Source organism: Curtobacterium sp. 'Ferrero' (assembly GCF_002412165.1).
Taxonomy (GTDB): domain Bacteria; phylum Actinomycetota; class Actinomycetes; order Actinomycetales; family Microbacteriaceae; genus Curtobacterium.
In genome coordinates, this window is the sequence record NZ_NXIA01000013.1 from 86964 (window position 1) to 98668 (window position 11705).

At 71.4% G+C, this 11705-nt stretch carries 11 protein-coding genes; 3 read left to right on the top strand and 8 right to left on the bottom strand.

Going from position 1 to position 11705, the window contains the following annotated elements; genetic code table 11:
* The first annotated feature begins 24 nt into the window (after positions 1-24).
* On the top strand, positions 25-816 hold the full coding sequence (gene lipB / locus Csp2054_RS12290) for a lipoyl(octanoyl) transferase LipB (protein WP_096899600.1): 792 nt from the start codon (positions 25-27) through the stop codon (positions 814-816).
* Complete coding sequence (lipA, locus tag Csp2054_RS12295; protein ID WP_096899601.1) at positions 813-1796, top strand: lipoyl synthase; 984 nt, start codon at positions 813-815, stop codon at positions 1794-1796. The genes lipB and lipA overlap by 4 nt, the downstream gene beginning before the upstream one ends.
* A gap of 286 nt (positions 1797-2082) precedes the next feature.
* Here the strand turns inward: lipA and Csp2054_RS17820 are convergent, their stop codons facing one another.
* A complete protein-coding gene (locus tag Csp2054_RS17820) occupies positions 2083-2241 on the bottom strand; it encodes a DUF4175 domain-containing protein (RefSeq protein WP_141399257.1) in 159 nt (52 codons plus the stop codon).
* A 97-nt stretch (positions 2242-2338) separates the two neighbouring features.
* Positions 2339-3208: a signal recognition particle-docking protein FtsY gene (gene ftsY, locus Csp2054_RS12300; protein WP_096899602.1), complete on the bottom strand. Its 870-nt coding sequence runs from the start codon at positions 3206-3208 to the stop codon at positions 2339-2341.
* 212 nt (positions 3209-3420) lie between these two features.
* Between ftsY and Csp2054_RS12305 the strand changes: the two genes are divergently transcribed.
* Positions 3421-4446, top strand: coding sequence for a TerC family protein (locus Csp2054_RS12305; protein WP_096899603.1), 1026 nt, complete (start codon positions 3421-3423; stop codon positions 4444-4446).
* 208 nt (positions 4447-4654) lie between these two features.
* Here Csp2054_RS12305 and Csp2054_RS12310 read toward each other — a convergent pair whose 3' ends face one another.
* The 6 genes from Csp2054_RS12310 to coaD all read right to left on the bottom strand — a co-directional run bounded on the left by Csp2054_RS12310 (position 4655) and on the right by coaD (position 11701).
* Positions 4655-8443: a chromosome segregation SMC family protein gene (locus Csp2054_RS12310; protein WP_096899604.1), complete on the bottom strand. Its 3789-nt coding sequence runs from the start codon at positions 8441-8443 to the stop codon at positions 4655-4657.
* A 68-nt stretch (positions 8444-8511) separates the two neighbouring features.
* Positions 8512-9483, bottom strand: a complete 972-nt coding sequence (mutM, locus tag Csp2054_RS12315) for a bifunctional DNA-formamidopyrimidine glycosylase/DNA-(apurinic or apyrimidinic site) lyase (RefSeq protein WP_096899605.1) — start codon at positions 9481-9483, stop codon at positions 8512-8514.
* A gap of 3 nt (positions 9484-9486) precedes the next feature.
* Positions 9487-10299 carry a ribonuclease III gene (rnc, locus tag Csp2054_RS12320; protein WP_255252727.1) on the bottom strand — a complete coding sequence of 271 codons (813 nt, stop codon included), beginning with the start codon at positions 10297-10299 and terminating at the stop codon, positions 9487-9489.
* 13 nt (positions 10300-10312) lie between these two features.
* Positions 10313-10516, bottom strand: coding sequence for a 50S ribosomal protein L32 (gene rpmF / locus Csp2054_RS12325; RefSeq protein WP_022905230.1), 204 nt, complete (start codon positions 10514-10516; stop codon positions 10313-10315).
* Between the two features lie 44 nt (positions 10517-10560).
* On the bottom strand, positions 10561-11121 hold the full coding sequence (locus Csp2054_RS12330) for a YceD family protein (RefSeq protein ID WP_096899628.1): 561 nt from the start codon (positions 11119-11121) through the stop codon (positions 10561-10563).
* A gap of 85 nt (positions 11122-11206) precedes the next feature.
* On the bottom strand, positions 11207-11701 hold the full coding sequence (coaD, locus tag Csp2054_RS12335) for a pantetheine-phosphate adenylyltransferase (protein ID WP_096899606.1): 495 nt from the start codon (positions 11699-11701) through the stop codon (positions 11207-11209).
* Positions 11702-11705: the final 4 nt, after the last annotated feature.

Consider the following 11705-nt stretch of genomic DNA (forward strand, 5'->3'; position numbering starts at 1 on the left):
AGAAACTGACGTACGCTGGCGACCATGCCGGAACTCGAGATCGTCCGGGTGCCGGGCCTCCTCGCCTACGACGAGGGCCTCGCACTGCAGCAGCGCCTCCGCGCCGACGTCGTCACCGGCCGTTCGCCCGGCGCGCTCGTCCTTTGCGAGCACCCGTCCGTGTACACCGCCGGACGTCGCACGCAGCCGTCCGACCTCCCCCGCGACGGCTCCCCCGTGGTCGAGGTCGACCGCGGCGGACGCATCACGTGGCACGGACCGGGGCAGCTCGTCGCCTACCCGATCGTCCGGTTGGCGCAGCCGCTCGACGTCGTGGCGTGGGTCCGCGACCTGGAGCAGGTCATCATCGACGTCGCCGCCGACGTCGGGGTCACCGCCGAGCGGGTCGACGGGCGCAGCGGCGCCTGGGTCCCACGCCCGGACCGCGCGAACCACGACAAGGTCGGGGCGATCGGCCTGCACGTCGCCGAGGGTGTGACGAGCCACGGCATCGCGATCAACTGCGACAACACCCTCGACGCGTACGCCGCGATCGTGCCGTGCGGCATCGCCGATGCCGGCGTCACCACGCTGAGCCGTGCCGCGGGACGCCACGTCACCGTGGACGAGGTCGCCGCGCTCGTCGCGCCGGTCGTGCAGGCAGCGTTCGGCGGGATGCACACCGGCAACCGGCTCGCAGCCGTCAGCCAGACGACCAGGCCGAGCCGTGCCGACGGACCAGACCGCCCCACCAGCTCGGACCGGTCCGCCGGGGGCGAGCCGCGCCTCCAGGCCGGTCCGGACCGCACCACCCACCTGCAGGAGGTCCCCGCATGACCCTCGCCCCCGAAGGTCGCCGCATGCTGCGCGTCGAGGCGCGCAACGCCGAGACGCCGATCGAGACGAAGCCCGCGTGGATCAAGACCCGCGCGACCCAGGGTCCGGAGTTCCGGGACCTGTCCGCCCTCGTCAAGGACAAGCAGCTGCACACGGTCTGCCAGGAGGCCGGTTGCCCGAACATCTTCGAGTGCTGGGAGGACCGCGAGGCGACGTTCCTCATCGGCGGTTCGCAGTGCACGCGGCGGTGCGACTTCTGCCAGATCGACACCGGCAAGCCGAACCCGCTCGACCGCGGGGAACCTCGGCGGGTGGCGGACTCGGTGGTGTCGATGGGCCTGAAGTACGCGACCGTCACCGGTGTGGCTCGGGACGACCTCGACGACGGCGGCGCGTGGCTCTACGCCGAGACGATCCGGCAGATCCACGAGCACTCCCCCGGCACCGGCGTCGAGATCCTCGTGCCGGACTTCAACGGCCGCCCCGACCAGCTCGGCCAGGTGTTCGACGCCCGACCCGAGGTCTTCGCGCACAACGTCGAGACGGTGCCCCGGATCTTCAAGCGCATCCGGCCGGCGTTCCGGTTCGAGCGCTCCCTCGACGTCATCACGCAGGGTCGCGACGCGGGGCTCGTCACGAAGTCGAACCTCATCCTCGGCATGGGCGAGGAGCGGCACGAGGTGATCGACGCGCTCGAGCAGCTGTACGAGGCCGGGACGGACATCATCACGCTGACGCAGTACCTCCGGCCGTCGCCGCGGCACCTGCCGGTCGCGCGCTGGGTGAAGCCGGAGGAGTTCGTCGACCTGCGTGAGATCGCCGAGGACATCGGGTTCGCCGGGGTGCTCGCCGGGCCGCTCGTGCGGTCGTCGTACCGCGCCGGGAGGCTGTGGGCACGTGCCACGGTCGCGCGTGGCGGCAGGGTGCCGGAGCATCTGTCGCACCTGCTCGAGGCACCGGCCGGCCGCCAGGCCGTCTGACCGGCCGGCCGGCGCGGTCCGCGCGCTGCTCAGCCGCGTGCGGTGCTGTCGCGCGCGGTGCTGCCGCGCGCCGTGCTGCTGGAAGAGCGACAGCTCACCGCGTGCCGACGGGCGCACACTGTCGCTCCCGCGAAAGCGACGAGCGCCCGGCCCGCGAAAGCGACAGACGCGTGCGCAGTCGCGGGCACACACTGTCGCTTTCGCGAAAGCGACGCACCACACGACGGACGGGAGGCACGGTGCCAGCTGGCACCGTGCTTCCCGTCCGTCAGTGGGTCGCGTCGGGTCAGGCGCGACCGCGGATGCTCCTGAGCAGCCACCCGATGATGGCGAGGATGACGATGACGAGCCCGACCCACAGCAGGAACTTCAGGGCTCCGACGAAGATGCCGCTGAAGAGCAGGACGAGGCCGACGATGATCGCGATGATCAGCAGTGCGGGCATGGGGGTCTCCAATCCCTGGAACGAGACCGAGCGGATGCCCGGGCCGACGGAGACGCTACTCGTCGCGACATGACCGCGTTCGCGGGGTGGCTCCCGCTCAGCCGACCAGGTTCTGCACGAACACGTGCGGCGTGAAGCCCGTCAGGTCGTTGATGCCCTCGCCCTGCCCGATGAGCTTGATCGGGATCCCGGTCTTCTCCTGCACGCTCAGCACGAAGCCGGCCTTCGCCGAACCGTCGAGCTTCGTGATGACGAGCCCGGTGACCCCGGCGCCCTCGATGAACGCCTGCGCCTGCGCGAGCCCGTTCTGCCCGGTCGTGGCGTCGAGGACGAGCAGGACCTCGGCGATCTCGGTCTGCTTCTCGACCACGCGCTTGATCTTCGACAGCTCGTCCATGAGCCCGGCCTTGGTGTGCAACCGGCCCGCGGTGTCGATCACGACGATCTCGGTGCCCTCGCGCATTGCCTTCTCGACCGTCTGGTACGCGACCGATGCCGGGTCCTGCCCGGGCTGGGCCGGCCGGACGACGTCCACGCCCGCGCGCTCGGCCCAGGTCGCGACCTGTTCGACCGCAGCCGCACGGAAGGTGTCCGCAGCGCCGACGACCACCGACCGGTCGTAGGTCTTGAGGAACTTGGCGAACTTGCCGATCGTGGTGGTCTTGCCGACGCCGTTCACCCCGACGACGAGCACGACGGCCGGTCGGTTGCTCAGCTTGAGGGTCGTGTCGAGCTTCGAGAGGCGTTCCTCGAGGACCTCGCGGAGCATGCGCTGCAGGTCGGCGGGGTCGGTCGTGCCGTAGCGGTCGACGCGGGCGTGCAGGTCCTCGATGATCTCCTCGGAGATGTCAGGGCCGAAGTCGGCGCCGATCAACGCGGTCTCGAGGTCGTCCCACGTGGTCTCGTCGATGGTCTTGCGCTGGAAGAGCCCGCGCAGCCGGGAGGACAGGGACCAGGAACTCGCCATGTTCCCAGCTTAGAGCGCGGCGGGTGTGCGCTGTGCCCGGTAGCATCGGAGCCACGAAGGGGAGTACTCCAATTCGGCGACCTCGTCAGTACGGTCCGGGACGATCCGGACCCGGGGCGCCGGCCCTCGGTCCAGCACGACGGACCATCGGCGGAGGAGACCTTCAGGCTCCGACGCGCCCGATCGCGCGTCCCTGACCTGAAGGGAAACCCGTGGACGTCCCCATCCTCGTCTGGTTGCTCACCATCGCCGGCATCCTCGGCCTGCTGGTGTTCGACTTCTACTCCCACGTGCGCACGCCGCACGTGCCGCACATCAAGGAGTCCGCGTTCTGGTCGGCGTTCTACGTCGGGCTCGCGATCCTGTTCGGTGTCGGCATCCTCGTGTTCGGCGGCGGGCAGGCCGGCGGCGAGTACTTCGCCGGCTGGCTCACCGAGAAGGCGCTGTCCGTCGACAACCTGTTCGTCTTCCTCATCATCATGACGAGCTTCGCGGTGCCGAAGGAGTACCAGCAGAAGGTCCTCCTGGTCGGTGTCGCGATCGCCCTCGTGGCCCGTGGTGTGTTCATCGCCCTCGGCGTCACGATCATCGAGAACTTCTCGTGGGTGTTCTACCTGTTCGGTGCGCTGCTCTTCTGGCTCGCGTGGTCGCAGGCGCGAGGCGGTGGGCACGACGAGTCCGAGGGTGACTCGAAGCTCATCCGCACGCTGCGCAAGGTGATCCCGACGACCGACGACTACCACGGCGACAAGCTCACCGCGAAGATCGACGGCAAGCGCCTGTTCACCCCGATGCTGCTCGTCATGGTGGCGATCGGCCTCACCGACGTGCTGTTCGCCCTCGACTCGATCCCCGCGATCTTCGGTCTGACGCAGGACGCCTTCATCGTGTTCACCGCGAATGCGTTCTCGCTCCTCGGTCTCCGGCAGCTCTACTTCCTCATCGCCGGGCTGCTCGAGCGCCTCATCTACCTCGGGCAGGGCCTGGCGGTCATCCTCGCCTTCATCGGCGTGAAGCTCGTCTTCCACGCGATGCACGTCAACGAGCTGCCGTTCATCAACGGCGGCGAGCACATCGAGTGGGCGCCGGAGATCCCGATCTGGTTCTCGCTGAGCTTCATCGCGCTGACCATCACGGTCGCCACGATCGCCTCGCTGGTGGTCTCGAAGCGGCGGCAGGAGCGGGGGCTGACCCCGACGGGGCAGCCGAAGGAGGCCGTGGCGGCCGACGCGGAGTAGTCGCGACCACCTGACGGACGGGAGGCGCGGTGCCAGCTGGCACCGCGCCTCCTGTCCGTCGTGTGGGGGCGCGAACGCGACAGATGCGTCGATGCCGCTCTGGTCCGTCCCGTGGAAGCGACAGATCTGTCGGTCCGGGGCGCCGCAATCTGTCGCTTTCGCGAAAGCGACAGATTGCGCCGCGCCGCGCCGCGCCGCGGCCGCGGCGCTACGCGACCGCGTCGGCCGGCTCCGCCGACCGGGCCTGCACGCGCTGCCCGACCACCGCGGACACGCCGTCCTGCCGCATCGACACGCCGTACAGCGCGTCCGCGATCTCCATCGTCCGCTTCTGGTGCGTGATGACGATGAGCTGCGACGACTCCCGCAGGCGTTCGAACACGGTCAGGAGCCGCCCGAGGTTCGCGTCGTCGAGCGCCGCCTCGACCTCGTCCATGATGTAGAACGGCGACGGGCGCGCGGTGAAGATCGCCACGAGGAGCGCCACCGCGGCGAGGGACCGCTCCCCGCCGGACAGCAGCGTGAGGCGGTCGATCTTCTTGCCGGCGGGCTTGACCTGCACGTCGATGCCCGTCGCGAGCAGGTCGTCCGGGTTCGTCAACGTGATCGACCCCGAGCCGCCGGGGAACAGGATCGGGAAGATGACGTCGAACGCCTCGCGGGTGTCGTGGAACGCGGCCTCGAAGATGGTCTGCATCTTCGTGTCGAGCTCCTCGATGATCGTCATGAGGTCGGTGCGGGTCTTCTGGAGGTCCTCGAGCTGCTCGGCGAGGAACGCGTGCCGCTGCTCGAGCGCCTGGAACTCCTCGAGGGCGAGCGGGTTCACCTTGCCGAGCTGCCCGAGGTCGCGTTCGGCCGCCTTCAGCCGGCGCTCCTGCTCGGCACGCACGTAGGGCACCGTCTCGACCGCGGCCGGGTCGACGTCGTCGGAGGCGTCGTACTCGGGGAGCGCCGGACCGCCGGGCAGCGTCGACTCGGCGTCGACGATGCGCTCGTCGATCCGCTCGTCGATCCGTCCGTCGATGCGCTCGTCGGGGTCGACGTCCTCGTCCGCGGCCGGGTCGGTGACCGCGCCCCCTGCGCCGTCCGGTGCGTCGTCGGCCGCCGCGGCCGCTGCCGCTCGGGCCCGCTCGGCCTCCCGGTGCTTCCGGGCGAGCACCCTGGGGTCGACGAGGACGTCCACCGGCACCGGCACGTGCGGCCCGTACTCGGCGACGAGGACGGCCTCGACGAGCCCGAGCTCGCTCTGCGCCCGGTCGAGGATGCCCGACACGTGGAGCTTCTTCTCGTAGATCTCCATCTCGAGCGAGTGCACGCCGTCGGTGAGGGTCTGCAGGCGGTCGCGGAGCTCGCGTTCCTCGTTCCGGATCACCTGCAGCTCGGTGTTCCGCTTCGACCGTTCGGACTCCTCGTTCGCCAGCCGCACACGGGCCTCGGCGAGCGACCGGTCGACCGCGCCGAGGAGCCCCGGGAGGTCGGCCAACACCCCTTCGGCGACCGCGATCTGGCCCCGCCGGACGACCGCGCGTCGAGCGGCCTCCTCGGCGGCGGCACGTTCGGCCCGGAGCTGCCGCTCGAGCCCCGCAGCGCGGTTCCGCTCGGCGCGCGCCCGTTCCCGCACGGTCTCCACCTGGATGCGCTGCTCGATCTCGGCCGCCCGGGCAGCCTCGAGCGCGTCCTGCAACGCCGGACGACCCGATGCGTCGACGATCGGTCGCGGCTGCTCGGTGAACGTCGTGTGCGCGGCCTCGGCCTGGGCGAGGGCCGCCTCGGCCGACTCGACCGCGCCGTCCGTCTCGGCCAGGGCAGCGCGGAGGCGCTCGACCTCGGCGGCCGCGTTCTCGGCGCGCGCCCGCGTGGACGCGCTGCTGCGGTCGTACTCGGCAGCCGCCTTCGCGTGCGCACGGGACGCCTGGTCGGCCTCCTCCGCCCGGCGTCGCGCCTCGTCGACGGCGGCACGAGCGGCCTGGAGGCGCGTGGCGGCGTCCTCGACGTCGGTCGCGACCGCGTCGCGACGGGTCACGGCGTCGTCGCGCTCCGCGACGAGCTCGATGCGGCTGGTCACGCGCTCGCCGCCACCCGTCACGCGGACGGCACGGACGACGTCACCGGACCGCGTCACCACGGTGGCCGACGGGGCGGCGGTGAGCACCGCCTCCAGGTCGACGTCCTCGTCCTCCGCGACGAGCGTGTCGCGGAGGATCGCCGCGATCGCACGCGGGCCGCGCACGAGGTCGACCGCACGGCGGACGCCGGCGGGGAGCCGGTCCGGCAGGGCGGACCCTGCCCCATCGGGGTCGGCGTCAGCGATGACGACGTCGACTCGGCCGAGGTCGGCGGACCGGGCGTGCGCGACGGCGTCGAGCGCCGCGGCCCGGTCGTCGGCGAGCACGGCGTCCGCGAGACCGTCCAGGGCCACGGCGACCGCGCCCTCGAAGCCGGGCTCGACCGTCAGGCTGTCGGCGAGCCGCCCGGCGACACCCGCGCGACCGGCCTCGATGAGCGCCTGGGATCCGTCGCGGACGTCGATGGACATGCCGAGGGCCGCGACCCGCGCGTCGAGGGCGTCACGCTCGCGTTCGAGGGCGTGCAGCCGGTCACGGAGCTCGTCGCGTTCGGTCTGCGCGACCCGCTGCTGCTCGCGGGTCGACTCGACGGCCGCGGTGAGCGCGTCCTCGTCGACGCCCTCCGACGGGTCGGTCCCGATGTCCGCGAGTGCCGCCGCCGCACGCTCGGCCCGCTCGGTGGCCTCGGCGAGGGCGCGCTCGCGGCGCTCCCGGTCGGCCACGGCCGAGCCGCGCTTCGACCGTGCGACGTCGACGGCGGAGGCGAGTCGCTGTGCCTCGAGGTCGTGCTGCGACACCCGGGCCGCCTGCGCGGCGATCTGTTCGTCGAGCGCATCGAGGGCGGCGCGGGCGTCGTGCACGCGGGCCGCGGCCGCGCCGGAGTCCCCCGCCATCTGCTCGGCTTGCTCCTCCAGCCGCTCGGCCTCGTCGCGGACCGACTGCACGCGCTCCGGGGTGACCGTCGGACCCTGCTGCGGGGCGTCCGCCTGCTGCGCGAGGAACATCAGACGCTGGTTGGCGAGGCTCGACAGGCCCCGCAGCCGCTCCTGGACGCTCTCGAGCCGGTGCACGACGGTGCGCGCCCGGTCCACGTCGTCGCCGACCATGCTCTGCTCGACCTGCTGCTGCCGCGCGCGGGTGGCGTCGAGGCGCTCCTGCAGGACGATCCGCTCGGACTTCCGGCCGGCCTCGACCTCCTGGTGCTCGTGGAGCTCGCGGCGCAGGCGGACCACGTCGTCGGCGAGGATGCGGGCCTTGGCGTCACGGGCGACCGCCGCGACCGACTGCGCCTTGCGGGCGACCTCGGCCTGACGTCCGAGCGGCTTCAGCTGCCGTCGGATCTCGCCCGCGAGGTCGGACAGGCGCGTCAGGTTCGTCTGCATCGCGTCGAGCTTGCGGAGCGTCTTCTCCTTGCGGCGGCGGTGCTTGAGGATGCCCGCGGCCTCCTCGATGAAGCCGCGGCGGTCCTCCGGGGTGGCGTGGAGCACCTTGTCGAGCTGTCCCTGCCCGACGATGACGTGCATCTCGCGGCCGAGGCCGGTGTCGCTGAGGAGCTCCTGCACGTCGAGCAGGCGGCAGTTCTCGCCGTTGATGGCGTACTCGCTGCCGCCGTTCCGGAACAGCGTGCGCGAGATCGTCACCTCGGAGTACTCGATCGGCAGCAGGCCGTCGGTGTTGTCGATGGTCAGGAGCACCTGCGCACGACCGAGCGGCCCGCGGGTGGAGGTGCCGGCGAAGATGACGTCCTCCATCTTCCCGCCACGGAGCGTCTTCGCGCCCTGCTCCCCCATCACCCACGCCAGGGCGTCGACCACGTTGGACTTGCCGGAGCCGTTCGGGCCGACGATGCAGGTCACACCCGGCTCGAACGCGAACGTCGTCGGCTGCGCGAAGGACTTGAACCCCTTGATGGTGAGGCTCTTCAAGTACATGCGGTCTCCGGGCGTTCGGCTGCGCTGCTGCTGGCGGTGTGCTGCGGGCTGTGCTGCTGGGCGTCAGGCTAACGCCTGCGGAGGCGCGGAGCGGGTTGGCACACGGGGCACCGGTGGCTCGACCGGTTCATGAAGGCCTCGCGGACGATGGTGGTGCCGCATCGGGGACACGGCTTCCCCTGCTGCCCGTAGACGTTCAGGCGCTGCGAGAAGTACCCGGACTGGCCGTTCACGTTGACGTACTGCGCGTCGAAGCTCGTGCCGCCGTCCTCGAGCGCCCGCCCGAGGACGCTCCGCACCTCGGCGAGGAGCGTGCGGAGGTCGGCGCGGGTCAGGCGCTCGGCCGGACGGTCGAAGTGCAGCTTCGCGGCCCACAGCGACTCGTCGGCGTAGATGTTGCCGATGCCGCTCACGACACCCTGGTCGAGCAGGACACGCTTGATGCCGCTCGACCGCTTGCGGGCAGCCGCGATGAAGCGGTCGTCGTCGAACGCGGGATCGAGCGGGTCGCGGGCGATGTGGGACACCTGGTGCGGGATGCGCCGACGCCACGGTGCGTCCGGATCGGTCTCGTCGACGTGTCCGGCGAAGCCGGCCGGTGCACCGTCCACCGTCGGCACCATCGGGTCGAGCGCCATCGACCCGAACGTGCGCTGGTCGACGAACTCGAGCTGGACAGGCTGTTCGGGCGCGCCGTCGCGATCGGTCGACGCCGGCTGGACGTCGATGAGGATCCGGCGGTGCTTCGCGGCGGGGCGGTCGCGGCCGAGGAGCACCTGTCCGGACATGCCGAGGTGGGTGACGAGGGCCTCGGGACGGTCACTGTCGTGCTCGGGTCGCAGCGGGAACCAGAGGAACTTGCCGCGCCGCACGGCAGCGCCGATGGTCCGGCCGGTAAGCCGGTCGGCGAAGTCCTCGGCCGGACCGTCGTGGCGGGTCAGGGCACGGTCGTCCACGACGTCCACGTGCAGCACGCGGGCACCGCTGACGGCGGGTTCGAGACCGGCGCGGACGACCTCGACCTCGGGGAGCTCCGGCACCGGTCAGGCGGTCCGGGCTGCGTCGCCGGCGGAGGGATCGGTGCCGGCGGGGTCGGTGCCGGCGGCTGCGGTGTCGGCGTCCAGGCGCGGGGAGCCGTCCCGTCCGGAGAGCTTCGTCCACGCCTGGAGCGCGGCGGCCATCTCGGCGGCCTTCTTGCTCGACCCGGTGCCCGACGAGACGTCCTCGCCCTGCAGCACGACGGTGGCGTGGAAGGTCTTGTCGTGGTCGGGGCCCTCCTCGGTGACCCGGTAGGACGGGCCGCCGAGCGACAGCGTCGAGGAGAGTTCCTGCAGGCTCGTCTTCGGGTCCATCGCCGCGCCGAACCGGTCCGGATCGACGAGCAGGGGCTCGACGAGGCGCAGGACCAGCTCGGTCGCCGGGTCGGGACCCGCGGACAGGTAGGTCGCTCCGATCACGGCCTCGACCGTGTCGGCGAGGATCGACGACTTGTCACGACCACCGGTCTGTTCCTCGCCCTTGCCGAGGCGCAGGTACCGGCCGAGCCCGATCATCCGGGCGATCTCAGCGAGGGCGACCGTCGAGACGAGACTGGCCCGCCGCTTGGCGAGCTCCCCCTCGTCGAGGTCGGGGAACGACCGGAACAGCTTCACGGTCACGGCCTGGCCGAGGATCGAGTCCCCGAGGAACTCGAGACGCTCGTTGTGCCCGATGCCGCCGTGCTCGTACGCGTACGAGCGGTGCGTCAGGGCGAGCTGGAGCAGCTCGGGGTCGATGTCGACCCCGAGGATGCCCTGCAGACGAACGACGTCCGACCCCACGGGGCGGGACCCCGTGGCGCCGGACGTCGATGCCATGCGTTCCGTCCGATCAGACGTCGGCGACCTTGCGGCCCTTGTACTCCATGTACAGGGGGGTGCCGGCCGAGTCCTCGACGACCTTCGCGCGGTGCGGGAGGCTGTAGGTGACCTTGCCGTTCTCGATCGTCTTCACGAGCTGGACCGGCGCGGCCTTCCACTGCGAACGACGGGCGTGCGTGTTGGCACGGGACTGCTTGCGCTTGGGAACGGCCATGGTGGTTCTCTTTCGGTTGGTCGGTGGTCAGTGACGAGGTCGGATCAGGCCGACGTGCGGCCGTCGCCCTCGGGGCTCTGGTCAGGGGTGTTGCCGTCGTCGCTCGCCTGGAAGCCGCTCAGGGCGGCCCAGCGCGGATCCAGCACCTCGGGAGCGGTGTACTCGCCGAGGTCGGCCAGTCGCTCGCCCGTCACCGGGTCGAGGCCTGGGCAGTCCGGTCGGCAGACCGGCTGGAACGGCAGCGACAGCACCACCGCATCTCGAACGACCTGTTCACAATCCACGTGGTCATCGTGAACGAAGAAGTCGAAATCCTCCGAGCCATCGTACGCGAAGAGCTCCGCGAAATCGACCTCGACCGGTTCGCTGATCTCGATCAGGCACCGCGAGCACTCCCCGGACGCCTCGGCCGAGGCGTGCCCGGAGACGAGGACACCCTCGTGCAGGCCCTCGAGCCGGACGTCGATGTGCATCGGCGCGCCCTGCCGCACGGCGATGACGCCGGCACCCATCGCGTCGGGCACCTCGATGTCGAGCGAGTGCTCGCGCATCTCGCCCGGACGGTGCGCGAGGTCGCGCACGCGCAGGGCGTAGGGGCTGTTCACGGGGGCAGACACGATCGTCAAGCCTAGCGGCATCCGGGCACGACGTCGAGGCGGCCGCCCGCGTGTCCCGACGGCGGCGGGCGGTTCAGCGCCCCGTGTGCTCCGTCAGGGCCCGCGCCACGACCTCCGGCACGTACGGCGCGACGTCACCCCCGAGTGACGCGACCTGGCGGATGAGGGAGCTCGACACGTGCGCCCGGGACGCCTCCGGCAGCAGGAACACCGTCTCGACGTCGGCCAGGTGCCGGTTCATGATCGCCATCGGCGTCTCGTACGCGACGTCCTCACCCGACCGGACACCCTTGACGAGCACGGTCGCGCCCACCTGCCGGCAGTAGTCGACGAGGAGCCCCGCGGTCCACTCCCCGACCCGGACGTTGTCGGCCACGCCGACCTCGACGAGGGACTCCTCGATGAGCCGGACCCGTTCGGCGGCCTCGAACATGGCGGGCCGCTTGTCCGGGTTGTGCACGACGAGCACGTGGACCTCGTCGAAGATCCGCGCGGCACGCCCGATGACGTCGAGGTGCCCGAGGGTCACGGGATCGAAGGAACCGGGGACGACCGCGATCTGCGCCATGCGA

Coding starts and splice junctions, on each gene's coding strand:
- lipB (WP_096899600.1), top strand. CDS start 25: ATGCCGGAACTCGAGATCGTCCGGGTGCCGGGCCTCCTCGCCTACGAC.
- lipA (WP_096899601.1), top strand. CDS start 813: ATGACCCTCGCCCCCGAAGGTCGCCGCATGCTGCGCGTCGAGGCGCGC.
- Csp2054_RS17820 (WP_141399257.1), bottom strand. CDS start 2,241: ATGCCCGCACTGCTGATCATCGCGATCATCGTCGGCCTCGTCCTGCTC.
- ftsY (WP_096899602.1), bottom strand. CDS start 3,208: ATGGCGAGTTCCTGGTCCCTGTCCTCCCGGCTGCGCGGGCTCTTCCAG.
- Csp2054_RS12310 (WP_096899604.1), bottom strand. CDS start 8,443: ATGTACTTGAAGAGCCTCACCATCAAGGGGTTCAAGTCCTTCGCGCAG.
- rnc (WP_255252727.1), bottom strand. CDS start 10,299: ATGGCATCGACGTCCGGCGCCACGGGGTCCCGCCCCGTGGGGTCGGAC.
- rpmF (WP_022905230.1), bottom strand. CDS start 10,516: ATGGCCGTTCCCAAGCGCAAGCAGTCCCGTGCCAACACGCACGCCCGT.
- coaD (WP_096899606.1), bottom strand. CDS start 11,701: ATGGCGCAGATCGCGGTCGTCCCCGGTTCCTTCGATCCCGTGACCCTC.